The 17,653-nt window shown below is 48.5% G+C and carries 16 protein-coding genes and 2 tRNA genes; 10 read left to right on the top strand and 8 right to left on the bottom strand.

The features are described 5' to 3' along the window. Window positions 1-76: 76 nt before the first annotated feature. The 3 genes from M988_RS11185 to M988_RS11175 form a co-directional block, all read right to left on the bottom strand. A complete protein-coding gene (locus M988_RS11185) occupies window positions 77-691 on the bottom strand; it encodes a Slp family lipoprotein (RefSeq protein WP_008813275.1) in 615 nt (204 codons plus the stop codon). Window positions 692-907: 216 nt separating this feature from the next. After that, window positions 908-1,384, bottom strand: coding sequence for a heme-degrading domain-containing protein (locus M988_RS11180; RefSeq protein ID WP_039187686.1), 477 nt, complete (start codon window positions 1,382-1,384; stop codon window positions 908-910). Window positions 1,385-1,769: 385 nt separating this feature from the next. After that, window positions 1,770-1,859: transfer RNA gene (locus tag M988_RS11175), tRNA-Ser, on the bottom strand. 252 nt (window positions 1,860-2,111) lie between these two features. Between M988_RS11175 and M988_RS11170 the strand changes: the two genes are divergently transcribed. Continuing rightward, complete coding sequence (locus M988_RS11170) at window positions 2,112-2,537, top strand: organic hydroperoxide resistance protein (protein ID WP_004090322.1); 426 nt, start codon at window positions 2,112-2,114, stop codon at window positions 2,535-2,537. A 79-nt stretch (window positions 2,538-2,616) separates the two neighbouring features. Here the strand turns inward: M988_RS11170 and M988_RS11165 are convergent. Both M988_RS11165 and M988_RS11160 read right to left on the bottom strand, forming a co-directional pair. After that, window positions 2,617-2,706 (bottom strand) — tRNA-Ser (locus M988_RS11165). Between the two features lie 154 nt (window positions 2,707-2,860). Beyond that, on the bottom strand, window positions 2,861-4,057 hold the full coding sequence (locus M988_RS11160; protein ID WP_064574148.1) for an ABC transporter substrate-binding protein: 1,197 nt from the start codon (window positions 4,055-4,057) through the stop codon (window positions 2,861-2,863). 318 nt (window positions 4,058-4,375) lie between these two features. On the opposite strand from M988_RS11160, the gene M988_RS11155 reads away from it, so the two are divergent. The 4 genes from M988_RS11155 to M988_RS11140 all read left to right on the top strand — a co-directional run bounded on the left by M988_RS11155 (window position 4,376) and on the right by M988_RS11140 (window position 8,392). Next, window positions 4,376-5,851, top strand: coding sequence for a peptide MFS transporter (locus M988_RS11155; protein WP_020303786.1), 1,476 nt, complete (start codon window positions 4,376-4,378; stop codon window positions 5,849-5,851). Window positions 5,852-5,902: 51 nt separating this feature from the next. Then, entirely contained in the window at window positions 5,903-6,844 is a 942-nt protein-coding gene (gene ghrA / locus M988_RS11150) for a glyoxylate/hydroxypyruvate reductase GhrA (protein WP_064574146.1), read from the top strand. Between the two features lie 152 nt (window positions 6,845-6,996). Beyond that, the gene (locus M988_RS11145; RefSeq protein ID WP_064574143.1) at window positions 6,997-7,734 is read left to right on the top strand and encodes a phosphatase; all 738 of its coding nucleotides are present in this window, start codon (window positions 6,997-6,999) and stop codon (window positions 7,732-7,734) included. A 79-nt stretch (window positions 7,735-7,813) separates the two neighbouring features. After that, a complete protein-coding gene (locus M988_RS11140; RefSeq protein WP_008813282.1) occupies window positions 7,814-8,392 on the top strand; it encodes a TorD/DmsD family molecular chaperone in 579 nt (192 codons plus the stop codon). Window positions 8,393-8,485: 93 nt separating this feature from the next. Here M988_RS11140 and M988_RS11135 read toward each other — a convergent pair whose 3' ends face one another. Further along, on the bottom strand, window positions 8,486-9,049 hold the full coding sequence (locus tag M988_RS11135) for a lipoprotein (protein WP_008813283.1): 564 nt from the start codon (window positions 9,047-9,049) through the stop codon (window positions 8,486-8,488). A gap of 378 nt (window positions 9,050-9,427) precedes the next feature. Beyond that, window positions 9,428-10,633: a multidrug efflux MFS transporter MdtH gene (gene mdtH / locus M988_RS11130; protein ID WP_008813284.1), complete on the bottom strand. Its 1,206-nt coding sequence runs from the start codon at window positions 10,631-10,633 to the stop codon at window positions 9,428-9,430. 293 nt (window positions 10,634-10,926) lie between these two features. Between mdtH and rimJ the strand changes: the two genes are divergently transcribed. The 5 genes from rimJ (at window position 10,927) to M988_RS11105 (ending at window position 15,617) form a co-directional block, all read left to right on the top strand. Beyond that, entirely contained in the window at window positions 10,927-11,511 is a 585-nt protein-coding gene (gene rimJ / locus M988_RS11125) for a ribosomal protein S5-alanine N-acetyltransferase (protein ID WP_008813285.1), read from the top strand. Between the two features lie 40 nt (window positions 11,512-11,551). Next, complete coding sequence (locus M988_RS11120; protein ID WP_039187692.1) at window positions 11,552-12,208, top strand: DUF480 domain-containing protein; 657 nt, start codon at window positions 11,552-11,554, stop codon at window positions 12,206-12,208. Window positions 12,209-12,218: 10 nt separating this feature from the next. Next, window positions 12,219-13,130: a Gfo/Idh/MocA family protein gene (locus tag M988_RS11115; protein ID WP_064574141.1), complete on the top strand. Its 912-nt coding sequence runs from the start codon at window positions 12,219-12,221 to the stop codon at window positions 13,128-13,130. A 143-nt stretch (window positions 13,131-13,273) separates the two neighbouring features. Next, complete coding sequence (gene murJ / locus M988_RS11110; protein WP_008813288.1) at window positions 13,274-14,812, top strand: murein biosynthesis integral membrane protein MurJ; 1,539 nt, start codon at window positions 13,274-13,276, stop codon at window positions 14,810-14,812. 46 nt (window positions 14,813-14,858) lie between these two features. Continuing rightward, on the top strand, window positions 14,859-15,617 hold the full coding sequence (locus M988_RS11105; protein ID WP_048797681.1) for a PA3715 family protein: 759 nt from the start codon (window positions 14,859-14,861) through the stop codon (window positions 15,615-15,617). A gap of 87 nt (window positions 15,618-15,704) precedes the next feature. Here M988_RS11105 and argS read toward each other — a convergent pair whose 3' ends face one another. Continuing rightward, entirely contained in the window at window positions 15,705-17,435 is a 1,731-nt protein-coding gene (gene argS / locus M988_RS11100; protein ID WP_064574138.1) for an arginine--tRNA ligase, read from the bottom strand. Between the last annotated feature and the right edge of the window lie 218 nt (window positions 17,436-17,653).

Raw genomic sequence — 17,653 nt, 5'->3', positions numbered from 1 at the left:
TACTGCCTATGCGGTATCTGTACGCAATAAAATCTCAGCAGCAGGTGCTGCTGAGAATATAAGTGCCAGACACGTATCACTGGGTGACCGTTGTGACGACTTGCCCTTCATCGGCCGCGTACCATCCCCAATCGGGACCAAAGCCATTATTCCATTGACCTGCTTGCCAATACGGTCCAAAGCCATAGTCCCACTCGGCGATAGGCTGGATAGTTTCGGTGAGGTGCCAGACCTGATAGCCTTCAATATTCATCGTGACAAAGTTATACGGTGTTTTACCAACGGTGCCTTTTTGGCTACCGGTAAGGGTGCCTAACACCGTCACGAGATGGTTGCGGAAGTTGACAGGATCGAGAAATTTATCGCTTTTAGCGATAATCCGTCCCTGATAGGGTTGGTTGATTTCCGGCTTAGCGCTGCTATCCAGTGGAAGTACCGCGATTTCTAGCAGTGTTGCATTGTCTCGATTAATGACGTTAACGACGGTCCCACCAAAGCGTACCTGCTGTCCTTGGTAAAGATTCGGTGAGTTATGCACAGAGGTAAAATTCTTTTGCAGAATGGGACTATTATTACCTTCAATACTTTTAGGTATCGAACTACAGCCGCTCAAAATAAATACGCCGCTGAGTGTAATAATGCCAATGGTTTTCTTACATTTTGATATTAGTGAGGAAGAAGTTATTAACATAGGTGCCGTCCTATTATTTAGTGTGGGAATAGAATTAGCACCGAATTTTTAAAATGTCCGCTATTTAGTTTAAATATCAACAATAAATATCTATAACTGATATTTACATGACTGTTTTCTCATTTTTTACTCCATGGTTTTTCATTCTACATTTTCCTTGTTCTCACCACGGCGCATATCAATAAGCTTAAATGGATGTTTTAACGGTTAGTCACGTTAACAAGAGGTTAGCCCGAGAAAACGAGATATTACAGTTGTTACTATCTGGTGATCTTCCAATTGCGGAGCACCAGACACCGTAATTGTGCCGACGCATCCGGTGTCTTTGATCGTCAGCGGGAAACACCCTCCGTGCGCAGCATAGTCATTCAGACTTAATCCATAACGCTCTTCTAATGTCGCATTCCGCAGCTGCAAACGTAGCCCGATGGCATAAGAACTTTTGTGGAAACGGCTGACAACGTTACGTTTGCGACGTATCCACTCTGCGTTATCCGGAGATGTTCCCCGCATTGCATAATGAAATAGGGTATGTCCCGCCAGCTGAATATCAATGCTGACGGCCACGCCGCGACGCTCGGCCTCTTGCTTGAGGGCAGTACCCAGCGCCCAGGCTGTTTCTGCATTAAACGCAGAAAACTGGAGGCTGGCTTCTTCAGCAGCAAGTTGTGCTAGTTCGTCTTCAGAGCTCATGCGCTAATCCTTAATCTAAAATTGCAGCATACCGTCCGGCCGGACAGGCCGCTAGATCTGTTATTTATAACTCATGCGATTTCATGCGAGGGATAAAGTAAAACGCCGTCTCTGAGAACAGAAACGGCGTTAGGATTAAATGTGTTTTTAACGGGCGAGGGCGTGGGTTAACAGCAATATTCGCCTGACTAACGCCAGTACACTTTTGCATAACGGTACGACCTTAGGCGTTTTGTTGCGTTCATTGGCAGCGAAAAACGCAGGGAAATAAGCGTTGTTTCTCTCGGCTCAGCTGAGAATGGTTGGGCTGAGAGATACTGTTTAGCATCGTTTTATGGATACAAAAAAAGCCCCGAATTTTCATTCGGGGCTTTTTTCTAGAATATGGCGGTGAGAGAGGGGTTCGAACCCTCGATACGCTTTCGCGTATACACACTTTCCAGGCGTGCTCCTTCAGCCACTCAGACACCTCACCGTTTCGTCGCCGTGCTATACACTGCAACGGGGCGCTACTATAGGGATTCATGCTGAGACGGTCAAGAATAATTTCAGCTCAAATGCTTATCTGGCGAGGGAATAGCCAATCAGAGCACTCTGACATCATCCTGCGCGGTCATGTACTACAGTTCATGTACTACAGTTCATGTACTACAGTTAATAAGCAAAACTTTTCCGACCCTACGATCTTTCCATTCATAAACCTTCCATTCATAAACGGAGAAATACTATGTCGATTGAAAAAGTGGTTTATCGAGCCAAAGCAAAAGCGACTGGCGGACGAGACGGTCGTGCGACTTCATCCGATGGCGTGCTAGATGTAAAACTGGGAGTGCCTAAGGAAATGGGCGGTGCAGGTGGCGCTGTCACTAATCCTGAGCAGCTGTTTGCCGCTGGCTATTCGGCCTGCTTCCTGGGAGCATTGAAGTTTGTGGCGTCAAAAGAGAAAGTTAAAGTGCCAGCAGAGGCACAAATTGAAGGCACCGTGGGGATTGGCGAAATCCCAGGCGGATTTGGTATCGAAGTTCAACTGGATATCAGCCTGCCGGGCATTGAACGAAGCGTAGCCGAAGACCTAGTGAAAAAAGCGCATCAGGTCTGCCCATACTCGAACGCCACGCGTGGCAATATCGATGTGAAGCTTAATGTCATTTAGCGCTTTATGCTGTGTTTTGTCACTGACCGCTAAAAAGCAAAAAGCCCTGAATTTTCATTCAGGGCTTTCTACGAGAATATGGCGGTGAGAGAGGGGTTCGAACCCTCGATACGCTTTCGCGTATACACACTTTCCAGGCGTGCTCCTTCAGCCACTCAGACACCTCACCGTTTTTATCGCTAACGTCGCCGTTGCGATGGGCGCTAATGTAGGGAAAACAGCGTGGTGCGTCAACTTTATTTTTATCAAAACCAACTGTTTAGCCAAACAATCAACAGATTGCTGTTTTCCTCAACGATAACGGATGTCTTTTGCAACAGCCATTAGTGACCGTAGCGTTTTTGCCATTCGGCGTCTAAAGCGACCTGCCACGATGGGTGAGGTTCAGCGATGGCATTAAACAGGGTTTTTCTGTCTTTAAACAGTGCTTCTTGTCCTGCGGGTAAATGGGCAACGTCCAAAATGCTGGGATCGCCCCAGTGTGCACCGTCAGCTTTACGAGCCTGAGCCTCCGGTGACATCAGGAAATTAATGACGACTTGGGCAGCAGGCTTGGCGCGTGCGTTGAACGGGATAGCCAGAAAATGTACGTTGGTCAATGCACCCTGATTCAATGCGTAGGTTTTCGCATCCGGTGGCAAGCTGCCTGCGGCGATGGCGGCTGGCGCTATACCTGGGTTGAAGGTAATCGCCATATCCAACTCATTGTCGTTTAGCATCTGAATCATCTGGGCATCGCTGGTGGGGAAGACTTTCCCTTGACGCCATAGGTAAGGATGCAGGGCATCCAGATAAGCCCATAACGATGCGGTATCGCGTTGAAACGTGGCGGGATCAACCGGTTTATCTAAGGCGACACCAGAGGTTAGACCTATCAGCGCTGTTTTTAAGAAACTGGAACCATGAAACTGCGGTGGGCGCGGATAGGTGAGGCGACCCGGATGGACTTTTGCATAATTAAGTAAGGCGGACAGATCGGCGGGAGGGTTCGGCATGGTGTGCATATCATGAATAAAGACTAACTGCCCCACGCCCCAAGGCGCTTCAAAACCGTCGGTTGGTACAGTGAAGTCCTGTGTGACAGGCAGCTTTTTATCCACCCAACGCCAGTTAGGTAGCGATGCTGCGAAAGGCCCGTAGAGCAAGCCATTCTGTTTTAGGACATTAAAGTTTTCACCGTTGACCCATAATAAATCAGCACTACCGTTCTGTGTATTTCCGGTGGTTTTCTCAGCCTGAATGCGATTGACCGTTTCAGCAATATCAGCCACCTTGACCTGTTTAAGTGTAATTCCGTAACGCGCCTGTAGTTCCTTGGTTGCCCAATCCAGATAATTATTGACCTGCGTGCTTCCGCCCCATGCGTTGAAATACACCGTCTGGCCCTTTGCCTGTTGTTCTGTGTGTTGCCAGTCTGCGGAGGGAGTGGGGGATTCGATTGTAGAGAGTTCGGCGTTCGCCATAGGTGCTAACAGGCATAAGCCAGCCAGAAGAGTAGGGACGATAATTCGCAGACGCATAAACAGCCTTTATTGATGACAAAAACAGAATTGTAATGGGCTTTATATATAAAAACAGCAATCTCGATCTCTATAACGGATGGCGCTTGAAGTTTTTAAAACCATTAGAAGTGAATAGTTACGCCGATAAACTGGATAAATAATGACTAAATAGACGGAATAACAACATTAACACTGGTGTTTTGGAGGTTTATCCCGCTAAATGAGGATGAAGCTTGAACAAAATATAATGGAATAATAACCAACAAGCCCGCTGAGTCTGATTCTTGGCATCTCTCAGGAAGAGTGTGTACAACATTAAATTGTAAGGGGAAAACGGTGAGCTCGACGACACCATCATCTTCGCATCGTAGCGCCATTCCGGTAGGCTCCGGTGCTCTATTCTTTATTCAAACTTTTTCTACCCTCGGTTTTGCGGTGCTCTATTCCACGTTGGTGCTGTATGCCACCAAGCGTTTAGGATTCAGCGAGAGCGATGCTAACGCCATGATGGGCGTGTTTGGCGCATTCAACTATGGTTTACATCTGTTTGGTGGCTATCTCGGTGGACGCTGCCTGAGTAATCGTAACCTGTTTGTTCTTGGCATGGTCTTACAGGTTATCGGCTGTTATATGATCGCTGAAATGGGTGTCTCTGGTCTGTATTGGGGCTTGGCGATGTTCCTGACCGGCAGCGGTTTGAACGTAACCTGCCTGAATATGATGCTGACCCAGCGTTTTGCACCAGATGACGATCGCCGTGAGGGCGCATTCCTGTGGAATTATGCCGGCATGAATCTCGGTTTTTTTGCCGGATTTGCCGTCGCGGGGTACTTCCAACTTAGCGAAAACTATCGTGCGTTATTCCTATTTGCCACTATTGGTAACGCGGTGGCTATTCTTGTGACGCTGTCACGTTGGCAGATTCTGGCCGATATTAATACACCGTTGAAACAGGCTTCGAAACGCGCTTTCTACTTGCGAATGCTGGTGGGACTCGCCGTTTTAGTTGCTCTAGTGCCGATTATTCGCGTCTTACTCACGCATGCCGACTTCAGCAGTTACTTTGTGGTCGTGCTCGGTATTCTGATTTTCATTATGCTGTGCATTATGACTCTGCGTCAGAGGGAAGCCGATGAGCGCCGCCGGATGGTGGCCTATCTGATTCTTGCCGCGGGCTCACTGGTGTTCTGGTCGCTGTACCAACTTGCACCAATGGGACTGATGTTGTTCTCCGAGCACAACATCGACCTTAATGTCTATGGTTTACGTGTCGCGCCGCAGTGGATCCAAAATATTAATACCGTGGTGATTGTCGTCGGTGGTCCGCTGATGGCGTTGCTGTTCAAACGTCTGCGCGAACGTGGTTTCAATATCGATATCCCTTTGCAATTTTGTGCCTCACTGTTTTGCATGGGGTTAGGTATGCTGGTACTGCCACTGGGTATTCAATTAGCGGGTGGCGATGGACTCGTTGCATTCAAATGGATTGCGCTGAGTTACGTTCTGCAAAGCTTTGGCGAGTTGATGATTTCGCCCATTGGTTACGCCATGATTGGGAAGCTGGCACCCGCGCGCCATCAGGGATTAATGATGGGGTGCTGGATGATGGTTACCGGCGTCGCTTCGGTGCTGGCAGGATATGTTTCTAGCTTGATGCCGCAAAACAGTGGCAGCACACCTCTAGAAACGAATCCGGGCTACAGCAGCGTATTTAATGCGCTAGGCTGGGGTTCTGTCGCGACAGGAGTGGTGCTCATGCTGCTCATTCCGCTGTTGCGTCGCTTAATCAACCAACAGCGTCAGGCGATTTAGCCCATCGGTAAAGCAAATACAACATGAGAATATAAAAACAGGAGGCTCGAAGTGAACATCATTTACTACCATCCGTTTTTTAATGCGCAACTTTGGCTGGATGGTATGCGTAAGCGTTTACCTGAAGCAAATATCCGTCAGTGGCAGCCCGGCGATGATAAGCCCGCAGATTATGCTTTGGTATGGCAACCACCGTTTGAAATGTTAGCTAGTCGTCAGGATTTGCGCGGTGTATTTGCATTGGGGGCCGGAGTTGATGCGATCCTAGCTCAGGAACGAGCGCACCCAGGGACGTTACCGCACGGTGTACCTCTCGTGCGTTTGGAAGATACCGGCATGGCGCTGCAGATGGAAGAGTACGCCGCCGCCGTTGCACTGCGTTATTTCCGCCGCTTCGATGAGTATGAGCAGCAACAGCGCGAGGGTGTATGGAAATATTTGGCACCGCATGATGCTTCTCAGTTTGTGGTGGGCGTTTTGGGAGCCGGTGTTCTCGGCGGTAAAGTCGCTGAACGTTTGGCGTCTTTTGGCCTTCAGGTTCGCTGCTGGAGCCGGACAGAGAAACATTATTCAGGTGTGAAAAGCTTCTATGGCAAAGGGCAGTTTGCGTCCTTCCTACAGGGCATTCAGTTGCTGATAAATCTGCTGCCGAATACGCCTGAAACCGTGGGGATTCTCGATCGGTCTTTGTTTGCTCAACTGAATGCTGGCGCGTATATCATTAACCTAGCGCGCGGCGCGCATATGAAAGAAGATGCTCTGTTAGCGGCACTGGAGTCAGGGCAGGTTGCCGCGGCGACGCTCGACGTTTTTGCCAAAGAACCGCTTGCGCCGGAACATCCTTTCTGGAAACACCCGCGAGTGACCATCACTCCGCATATTGCCGCGATTACTTTGCCTGAAGTCGCGATGGATTATGTGGCTCAAAATATCAGAGCGATTGAAGCGGGGAAGACACCAGAAGGTGTGGTTAACATGGATTTAGGTTATTAATTTTCCCATGACATTGCGATTTGAGCGCAATGTCTATTGGTTTGGGAAATGCAAAAGCACGATTCATTACTGTGTGAATCATGCCTATTTGCTAACCTTATAGGGAATCGCCTGTCGGTACTAAAACTGACAGGCTATAGACAGGAGAAGCCATGTATCCCGTAGATTTACATATGCACACCGTGGCAAGCACCCACGCCTATAGCACCCTCCACGATTATATTGCTCAAGCAAAGAAATGCGGAATCAAGCTGTTTGCCATCACTGACCACGGTCCTGATATGGCTGATGCGCCGCATTATTGGCATTTTATGAATATGCGTGTCTGGCCACGCGTGGTGGACGACATTGCTATTTTGCGTGGCATTGAATCTAACATTAAAAACACGCAGGGCGACATTGATTGCACAGGCCGAATGCTCGAAGAGATGGATCTGATTATTGCCGGATTCCATGAGCCCGTTTTTGCGCCGCGCGACCGCGATAGCCATACACAGGCGATGATTGCCACCATAGAAAATGGTGATGCCGATATTATCAGCCACCCCGGCAATCCCAAGTTTCCCATTGATATCCGCGCCGTTGCTGAAGCTGCCGCGCGACACAATGTGGCGCTTGAGCTGAATAACTCTTCATTTACCCATTCTCGGATCGGTAGCGAAGATAACTGCCGTGCGGTTGCAGAGGCGGTTCGTGACGCCGGTGGCTATCTGTCCTTAGGCTCTGATTCTCACGTAGCATTTTCTCTGGGAAATTTTGATCACTGTATCCGCATCATGAATGAGGTAAACTTCCCGCAGGAGCGCGTGCTGAATGTATCGCCGCGGCGTTTACTCGACTTTTTGGTCGCGCGGGGTAAGCGTGCTATTCCCGAACTTGCCGATTGGTAAATTTATGGTTGAACCGTTTTAAGTGACGGTGTCACCTATCTAGGCTGTGCTTATCAGGCCCTATTTTTCAGGATGTTAGATGAACGATTTTTCTATTATTTGCCGTTTACTAGGCAGTTTATTTTCCCGTCAGCCGCAAGACGCATTATTGACCCCGGTCTTTGACCTGATGGCACAGGGCAAGCTGCAACAGTTTTGGCCTATCGAGCAAGATGCGTTGTTGACCCGCTTGCAAGCGGCGGCTAAAGATCGTGCTGCTCTGAGTGCAGACTATGCCGCCATGTTTATTGGTGACGAGGCTTCCGTCGATCTTCACCGCAGTGACTATCAGGAAAATGCCAGCGAACAAGACGTTCGTGACTTTTTGACCCAGCGTGGAATGCCATTGGGTGAGCAGGCATCAGATTCATTTGGTCAACTATTGCTGGCAGCCTCATGGCTGGAAGATCAGTCAGCAGAAGATGAAGTGCAGGCGCAAATCACGCTGTTTGATGAGTATCTCTTGCCGTGGTGCGGTAAATTTTTAGGTAAGGTTGAAGCACATTCAACCACGGCGTTTTATCGTACGCTGGCTGAACTGACCCGTGAAGCCGTGCAAGCAATGTGGGATGAACTGTCTGAAAGTGTCGATTCTGCAGAAGAAAACGACGCAGAATAGTCGAGCCTCCGGTTGGGGTCTGAATAAATAAAAGCCTGTGCTCATGATGAGAACAGGCTTTTTTTATCGCGTCAGATAAAGACTAACAAATAATTAGTCTGTAAAGGGAATAATGACTTCACCTGGTTTAATTTCGATGCCTTTGGCTAACTTTTTCGCTAAGGCTTCTTTTTCGCTCTTATTAGGATCTAGCGTATATACAGCTTTTTCGTTGAAATATGTTTTCAGTGACTGATTTAAATAGGGCACGACGGCCTTCATCACGCCAGACATTTTTTCAGGTTTAACCGTGTAATCAGTTAATTCCATATCGCGTAGGAAAATCGCACCTTGCTCAGCGTTGTATACGGGCTGCGCTTGAAGTGTGATTTGCATATCACTGGTTTGTGGGCCGAGAATCGAGCTGATATTGACTTTTGCATGACCGGTTAACGTAATTTTATTGGGGTCGGTACGGCCAATTTGACTGCTCAATTGATCGACGGTGATATCCGCATTCACCAAGCCTGAAATTCCAATTTGTTTTTGGAAATTATTATACTTTTGCAGGTACTGATTCATATCCTGCTCGGTAATTGTGTATTGGGTCAGCTTATTACAGGCCGACAATACCAGCCCGGCAGCAACGATCCCTGCGAGATAAATAACCTTTTTCATACTATCTGACCTCTTAATACCGAAAATAAGCGTGCTAATTAAAAAACTATACTCTAAATAATTCGAGTTGCATTGAAGCGGCAAGTTGGTGACAAATTTGTCAGGCGCGAATTTGACCAGCCAAAGCACATGCAGCTTGAAGTATGATGGGTATAAAATCTATGACGATGATTGTGACATAGATTAACCTCGCATAAAAAGAGACGTTCTGTTTCATCCTGTTAACACTGCAGCGGGCAGGGGAAACACTTCACTTGCTAAGGCTAAATTAATGTATGGATGCGTGAAGCGATTAGCGCAATTTAGACGGATTAAACCGCGTTCTAAATCGGATAATGACTAAAATTCAGAACGCGGTTAATGGCCAAAGGGAAGGGGTCAACCACCCCCTAATACTGCGGGAGCAATGCGGCGCTGATTGAATTGCCAGTAAAGTAATGCCAGCGTCATTAAACCGACCACGCCGAGTAAGAACCACGGCAGCTCCGGCGTACCTAGCGCTTGCCCTGTATCATACATCCAACCGCCGCCGGTATACCCAATAGCGCCACCGAGCGCTAGACCTAAGCGACTAAAGCCCATGTAGCTCCCCCGTGCGCGCGGATCGGCCAGCGATGCGCTGAGGGTTTCGCGGGCTGGCTCTGCGATAATAGAACCGAAGTAGAAGCAGCAAATCAAAATGAACAGCGTGCGAATTTCAGTGGCGAGACCAACGGGAAACATGCTGATCGTCATGATAAGCAGGCCAAACATCAACCGAGTCTCAAGACGAAAATGTTTTTCGCTCCAGCGAGCAATAGGATAGAGCAGCGTCAGTGATAGCGTCGCTTCTATGGCATACATCCATTTCACGGCGGTTGGTGTACCCGCTATTTCGTTAACCATAATTGGCAGCATCAACATCACCTGCACTGCCAGCATGTAATAGCCCGTTAGCGTCAAAACATAGAGTAGAAAACGACGATCGCGAATAACGCGCATCATGCCTTCTTTGATTGGCGCACGTACGGTAGAGATACGATAGGCCGGCAATAGCCATGCGTTACATAGGGCTGCCAGTACAAAAATGGCCGCACCGACCCAACAAACATAATGGAAATCATATTGCAGCAGCCAGCTACCAATCAACGCGCCTACGACCGCTCCGGCACTGTCCTGCATCATCAGCAACGAATAGAAACGGCTACGCTCGTGCGGGCGAGTGAGTTTAATCACCAACGCGGTACGAGGAGGATCAAACAGCGTACCGCCGAGCGCAGAAAGCGCGCAGGATAGCCACAAAATCCACGGTTCGCTGGCAACGGCCATCGATGCAAAACCTGCAGCACGCAGCAGCATACCAATAACAATCATCGGTTTGGCACCAAAACGGTCGGCGATGGCACCACCGAAAATCCCTAACCCTTGCTGTATAAGCTGGCGTAATCCCAACGCTGCACCTACGACCACGGCAGCCCAGCCAAGCTGGTCAACAAAACGAATTGAAATCAGAGGGAATACGACAAAAAAACCCAGGACAACCAGCAGATTATCTAGTAATAAGAAGTACTTACCCAAGCTCCTAGCTTGCGATACCAGCGACATGTTTCACCATCAGCGAAAAAAAGAAAGGGAGGGATTTACCCGTTCATTTTCTACCCATTTTTAGCGTGGGTATAGTGCTGATTAATAATATTTTTTCGTAAATAGTACGTGGAGTAATGCTTTTGATTATGAGGCACGAGGCTTCAACCGTTAACTGGACAACAAAAACGTAATAAAAAGCGATTAATCCTATCTAAGTGAGCAATTTAGCAACAGTGGAGGTTTTACCCACGATAGAAAGAGCGGTTATAGTGATGTGTAATGAATATTTTTTGCGTGATGCTGGAGGATAGATGTTTGGCTATCACAATAGCGGTCCAAAAGTTCGTTTAATCACCGATAGGATGGTGGTGCGTTTGGTTCATGACCGCGATGCATATCGCTTGGCAGACTATTACGCAGAGAATCGTGAGTTCCTGAAACCGTGGGAGCCAGTGCGAGATGAAAGCCACTGTTATCCTTCTGGATGGCAAGCCCGACTCGGGCTGATTAATGAATTACAAAAACAAGGCAGTGCCTACTATTTTTTGCTGCTCGATCAGAATGAAAATGAGGTTCGTGGCGTGGCTAATTTTAGCAATGTGCTGCGCGGCTCTTTTCATGCCTGTTATCTCGGCTATTCCTTGGGCGAGAAATGGCAAGGGCAGGGACTGATGTATGAAGGTGCGCAGGCGGCGATTCGTTATATGTTCCGCCAGCAGCGCATGCACCGTATTATGGCGAACTATATGCCACATAATCAGCGTAGTGGTGCGTTGCTTAAACGTATGGGATTTGAAAAAGAAGGTTACGCCAAAGATTATCTGCTGATTAACGGTAAGTGGCAGGATCACGTGTTGACTGCGCTGATTAATCAGGAATGGACAGCTCCGCGTTAGTGAGTCTCGTACAATTCATGTACAAAAGGATAGTAAACCCATGAAGAATCCATTATCTCCGCTCGAAGCTCGCGTTATTGGCTGTTTTTTGGAAAAACAGGTCACCACGCCCGATCAATATCCGCTTTCTCTCAATGGCTTGACCACGGCGTGCAATCAGAAAACCAACCGAGATCCGGTGCTTGAATTGAGTGAGTCTGACGTTCAGTCGACGTTGGATATGCTGATGAAAAAGCATCAAGTGCGCTCGCTGAGCATTCCCGGCAGCCGAGTGATGAAATATGAGCATCGGTTTTGTAACTCTGAGTTTGGTAATCTGAAATTCTCTGAGGCTGAAGTGGCCGTGGTGTGTTGCTTGCTGCTGCGCGGACCGCAAACGCCGGGGGAGCTTCGTACGCGTACCAATCGCCTGTATGAGTTTAGCGATGTGACTCAGGTAGAACAGGTGTTGAATGAGCTGGCGGCGCGTGAGGATGGGCCATTTGTCGTTCGTTTGCAACGCGAAGCGGGTAAGCGAGAAAGCCGCTATGCGCATCTGTTTAGCGGCGAAGTAGAAAATGTAGCCACCTCTGCGACAGACAACTTAATGGCTACGCTGGGTGATGATTCGTTGGCTGAACGCGTTGCCTCGTTAGAAGCCGAAGTGGCCGAGCTCAAAGCGCGCGTAGATAGCCTATTGGCTCACCTTGCAGATTAAGGGATCTTCTATGACCAAATTACGGATTGGCGTTGTGGGGCTGGGGGGGATCGCTCAAAAGGCTTATTTACCTATTTTCAGCCAGGCCGAACGCTGGGAGTTAGTGGGCGGTTTTTCTCCGACGCTAAGCAAAGCACAAGCCGTGTGTGACCGCTATCGCATGCAGGCTTTTGCTCGTTTGGATGAGCTGGCTCAGCAGTGTGATGCACTGTTTGTGCATAGCAGCACGAATACGCATTTCGAGGTGGTTAGCGATCTTTTACAGCGTGGTAAGCACGTTTATGTCGATAAGCCATTGGCGGAAACGATCGCGCAAGCAGAACAACTGATTGCGCTGGCCGAACAGCAAAACTGTCGTTTAATGGTGGGCTTCAACCGCCGTTTCGCGCCGCGTTATATGCAAATCAAACAGCAGGCGCATAACGTGGCATCGATCCGCATGGATAAACACCGCCATCAAAATATTGGTCCTAAAGATGTGCGTTTTACCTTGTTGGACGACTATCTTCACGTCATTGATACCGCGCTCTGGATGAGTGGTAGAAATCTGAAGCTGAAATCGGGGATTCTGCATACCAATGATGTCGGGCAGATGATTTATGCCGAGCACCATTTTAGCGCGGGTCAGACTCAGATAACGACGTCAATGCATCGTGCCGCGGGCTCGCAGCGTGAGGTTATGCAGGTGGTTACCTCTGGCGCGATCTATGATGCGCAGGATTTGCGTAGCCTTAGTATTGAGCGTGATACCGTGCTTAGCGAATCCCCCATTCCTAGCTGGCAGTCTACGTTGGAGCAGCGCGGTTTTGTCGGGGCGGTGAATCACTTTATCGATTGTGTTGAAAATCAGACGGCACCGTTAACGTCGGGAGAACAGGCTATTGCCGCTCAACGAATAGTAGAAAGTTTGCTTTCTCAGTAGGGCTAATCGTTGATTTTTAGTCAGTGTTCTATTGGTTTGTAACATCTCCGGCTAGATCTTCCGCCACAGATAAGTAGACTAGTGCTCCTTAATCGCCCTTGCTGTGAACCTGCAGGGGTTGCAACCGTTGAAAAAACTAACTCATGAATTTATTAAAATCACTGGCGGCGGTCAGCTCGATGACCATGTTCTCGCGCGTGTTGGGATTTGCGCGGGATGCGCTTGTGGCGCGAATTTTCGGCGCAGGCGTGGCGACAGATGCCTTTTTTGTTGCCTTTAAACTGCCTAATCTATTGAGGCGTATTTTCGCAGAAGGCGCCTTCTCTCAGGCTTTCGTCCCCATTTTGGCAGAGTACAAAAGCCAGCAGGGCGAAGAGGCTACGCGTACTTTTGTCGCTTACGTCAGTGGAATGTTGACGCTGGTGTTAGCCTTAGTCACTGTCCTTGGGATGATTGCTGCCCCGTGGGTGATTTGGGCAACGTCTCCTGGATTTCTCCGCGATCCTGACAAGTTTGAGCTCACCGCTTCGTTGCTGCGTATTACTTTCCCTTATATTTTGCTTATCTCTTTAGCTTCCTTAGCGGGGGCAGTGCTTAACACGTGGAACAGATTCTCTGTACCTGCTTTTGCACCCACGTTTTTAAATCTCAGCATGATTGGCTTCTCGTTGTTTGCCGCTCCTTATTTTAATCCGCCGATTATGGCTTTAGCTTGGGCAGTGACCGTGGGTGGCGTGCTGCAATTGGCTTACCAACTGCCACATTTGAAAAAAATTGGCATGTTGGTATTACCGCGAATCAATCTTCGCGATGCTGGCGTTTGGCGAGTGATGAGATTGATGGGGCCAGCGATTATTGGTGTCTCAGTCAGCCAAATATCCTTAATCATAAACACCATTTTTGCTTCATTTTTGGTGTCTGGCTCAGTTTCATGGATGTACTACGCCGATCGTATGATGGAATTTCCATCAGGTGTTCTCGGTGTTGCTTTAGGCACTATTTTGCTGCCTTCGCTGGCAAAAAGCGTTTCTAGCGGTCGCTTAGACGATTATTCTCGTTTGATGGATTGGGGGTTACGCCTGTGCTTTGTTCTGGCATTGCCAAGTACGGTGGCTTTGGGGATTTTATCCAAACCCTTGATCGCATCCCTGTTCCAGTATGGTCAGTTCACGGCCTTTGATACTGAGATGACTCAGCGGGCTTTGATTGCCTACTCCGTCGGTTTGATGGGGATTATTTTGGTGAAGGTTCTAGCTCCGGGCTTTTACTCACATCAGAACATTAGAACGCCGGTAAAAATCGCAATAGCCTCGTTGATTATGACTCAATTAATGAACTTAGCTTTTATCGGGCCATTTAAACATGCTGGACTGTCACTTTCTATCGGGCTGGCGGCATGTCTTAATGCGGGCTTGCTCTACTGGCAACTGCGTAAGCAAAAGATGTATATACCGCAGACTGGTTGGGTGCTATTCCTGACTAAGCTCGTGATTGCGGTCGTTGTCATGGCGGCGGTGCTCATTGGAATGATGTGGTTCATGCCTGCATGGGACACTGGCAATATGCTGATGCGCATTCTGCGGCTATTGCTGGTTGTGGTGGTAGGGGCTGGTTCCTATTTTGCGGCGTTAGCGCTGCTCGGTTTTCGTGTGCGAGATTTTACAAGAAACGTTGTGGTCTAATCGCCGCTGAAAACTCATTAGGCCAGTACTTGTTAAGGATGACAGATTGAAACGATTTTTGATTTTTGCCGGTGCTATGGTTATAGCACCTATCGCAATGGCTGATTGCCAAGAGCAACTTAAATCTTTGTCTCACCAGCTTTACGGCAAACGGGCGGTGGATGATGATAATTTGAATGTATGCAAAGTTTGGCCATACTCGCCGGATAAAACCATTATGGTGATGTTAGTTAATCAGCCAGAAGAAAGAGATCGCGACGTTTATGACTATGACGTAGATGTTGTGGTCACGGATACACAATCGGGAAAGATCTTAGCCCGCAACTATCATCCACATGCCATTACTAACGATGCAATTGCGTTAAGCCATGTCACGATTGACACCGCTCGTTATCAGCTTACGCCGGAACTGAGGGCATTCGGTGTTAGGTTTAACAGCCATGGATCCTCCCGAGTAAACCCTATTTATTATAGCAATCTCAATTTATATGTACTGAAAGACAGAGCGCTACCGTTGATGGTAAATCAACTCACGGTTGAGGACTTTGGTGCAGAGTGGGATGGTGATTGCGCGGGGTATTCTGATAAAACAACTCGAACCCTCTCTATTTCAAAAACGTCAACCTCCGGTTTTGCCGATCTTAGCGTACATGAAGTCTCGACCCATACAGAGTCAGCCAAAAGAAACAATGACTGCGAGGATACTGCGGTGAGTAAGACGCAGGCTAACTATACCTTACACTTCAATGGCATTAATTATTCAGTCGATAAGAAACAACGACTTTTTGATGAAAGCCAGTTCTGAGTATATTGGGGACATTTAGCATTGAAAAAACGGCTCATGTGAGCCGTTTTTTGTGGGGTAACCTGCGTTAAATAACGCAGCGATGAATTACATGCGCTCTACGGTTTCAATTCCCAGAGTATCTAATCCGGTCTTCAGTGTTCTTGCTGTCAGCGCAGCAAGCTGTAAGCGGCTGTTACGCTGTTCTTCACTCTCTGCGGTAAGAATAGGGCAGGCTTCATAGAAGCTGGAGAACAGACCCGCTAAGTCATACAGATAAGTACACATCACGTGCGGTGTACCTTCACGGGCAACTTGCGTGATGGTTTCTTCAAACTGAATCAAACGTGCAGCCAACGCTTTTTCACGGTCTTCAGTGAGGACGATGTTACCGCTCAGTGACTGTTCGTCGATACCCGCACGCTTGAAGATTGAAGACACACGGGTATAGGCGTATTGCATGTAGGGCGCCGTATTTCCTTCAAACGCGAGCATGTTGTCCCAGTCGAAGATGTAGTCTGTGGTACGACTCTTTGACAGATCCGCATATTTCACCGCGCCAATACCAACCACCTCAACCAGCTTCGCCAGTTCATCGCCGCTCAGATCTGGATTCTTCTCTGCAATCAGTTTACCTGCGCGTTCAACGGCTTCATCCAACAGGTCAGACAGTTTGATGGTGCCACCAGAGCGGGTTTTAAACGGCTTGCCGTCTTTGCCCAGCATCATGCCGAACATATGGTGTTCGAGGCTGACGGAGTCAGGCACATAGCCCGCTTTACGCACGATAGTCCATGCTTGCATCAGGTGCTGATGTTGACGAGAGTCGATGTAATACAGCACACGATCGGCTCCGAGAGTTTCATAACGATATTTTGCACAGGCAATATCGGTGGTGGTGTACAGGTAGCCGCCATCCTTTTTCTGGATGATGACGCCCATAGGCTCACCTTCTTTATTTTTGTATTCGTCGAGGAATACAACGGTTGCGCCTTCGCTCTCAACAGCCAGTCCTTTAGCTTTCAGGTCGGCTACGATGCCCGGCAACATGCTGTTGTAGAGGCTTTCACCCATCACGTCATCTTTAGTTAAGGTCACGTTCAGGCGCTGGTAGTTTTTCTGGTTTTGCGACATGGTGATGTCGACCAGCTTACGCCACATTTCGCGGCAGTACTCATCGCCACCTTGGAGTTTAACCACATAGGCACGTGCACGTTCGGCGAACTCAGCGTCTTCATCGTAGTGCTTTTTCGCTTCGCGATAGAAGGCTTCCAGATCGGAGAGATCCATCTCATTCGCGTGTTCGTTTTGCATTTTCTCCAGATAAGCGATCAGCATACCGAATTGGGTACCCCAGTCGCCGACATGGTTAGCGCGAATGACGTTGTGTCCGAGGAACTCAAGCGTACGAACGGAAGCATCACCAATGATGGTTGAACGCAGGTGACCCACGTGCATTTCTTTGGCTACGTTAGGTGCAGAGTAGTCAACCACGATGGTTTGCGGCTTAACCGCGGCAACGCCAAGGCGCTCATCGGCCAGTGCCATCTCAACCTGTTTTGCCAGCCATGCGGGATCGAGGAAGATATTAATGAAGCCCGGACCAGCGATTTCAACGTTGCTTGCGATACCGCCCAATTCAAGGTGAGTTAATACCTGTTCTGCCAGTTGTCGTGGTGCAATACCCAGTTTCTTGGCCGCGCCCATGACGCCATTGGCCTGATAGTCGCCAAATTGTGCTTTCGCGGATTGACGGACAAGAGCTTCGCTATTAGCAGGAGCGCCTGCAGCCACCAGAGCCTGGGTGACTTTATCTGAAAGAAGTGCCTGAATATTCACCGGGTTACCTTAAATTTGTAAAGCCTGACGTGTGTGACGACGGCGTTTTATATGTGAGTTCGTTCATCAAGGTGTATTCACACCAAAACAGCCGATAATTATATGTCAATTCGCAGCATGAGTCAGCAAGCATGCGCTTAAGCTGCGCAGATTCTGGGAATAAATAGGGCATGGAAGTCTGCTAAAAGAGCAGGTAAAGTACGCAACCTTGCTGATAG

Source organism: Hafnia paralvei ATCC 29927 (assembly GCF_001655005.1).
In the GTDB taxonomy this organism is placed as follows: domain Bacteria; phylum Pseudomonadota; class Gammaproteobacteria; order Enterobacterales; family Enterobacteriaceae; genus Hafnia; species Hafnia paralvei.
Note: the sequence above shows the minus strand (reverse complement) of the source record. Positions and strands in the feature narration are given on the sequence as shown.

Excerpts from the sequence above, each read along its gene's own strand:
- murJ (WP_008813288.1), top strand. The coding sequence starts at position 13,274 with ATGAATTTATTAAAATCACTGGCGGCGGTCAGCTCGATGACCATGTTC.
- mdtH (WP_008813284.1), bottom strand. The coding sequence starts at position 10,633 with ATGTCGCTGGTATCGCAAGCTAGGAGCTTGGGTAAGTACTTCTTATTA.
- M988_RS11160 (WP_064574148.1), bottom strand. The coding sequence starts at position 4,057 with ATGCGTCTGCGAATTATCGTCCCTACTCTTCTGGCTGGCTTATGCCTG.
- M988_RS11180 (WP_039187686.1), bottom strand. The coding sequence starts at position 1,384 with ATGAGCTCTGAAGACGAACTAGCACAACTTGCTGCTGAAGAAGCCAGC.
- M988_RS11115 (WP_064574141.1), top strand. The coding sequence starts at position 12,219 with ATGACCAAATTACGGATTGGCGTTGTGGGGCTGGGGGGGATCGCTCAA.
- M988_RS11145 (WP_064574143.1), top strand. The coding sequence starts at position 6,997 with ATGTATCCCGTAGATTTACATATGCACACCGTGGCAAGCACCCACGCC.
- M988_RS11120 (WP_039187692.1), top strand. The coding sequence starts at position 11,552 with ATGAAGAATCCATTATCTCCGCTCGAAGCTCGCGTTATTGGCTGTTTT.
- rimJ (WP_008813285.1), top strand. The coding sequence starts at position 10,927 with ATGTTTGGCTATCACAATAGCGGTCCAAAAGTTCGTTTAATCACCGAT.
- M988_RS11170 (WP_004090322.1), top strand. The coding sequence starts at position 2,112 with ATGTCGATTGAAAAAGTGGTTTATCGAGCCAAAGCAAAAGCGACTGGC.
- M988_RS11140 (WP_008813282.1), top strand. The coding sequence starts at position 7,814 with ATGAACGATTTTTCTATTATTTGCCGTTTACTAGGCAGTTTATTTTCC.
- M988_RS11135 (WP_008813283.1), bottom strand. The coding sequence starts at position 9,049 with ATGAAAAAGGTTATTTATCTCGCAGGGATCGTTGCTGCCGGGCTGGTA.
- M988_RS11185 (WP_008813275.1), bottom strand. The coding sequence starts at position 691 with ATGTTAATAACTTCTTCCTCACTAATATCAAAATGTAAGAAAACCATT.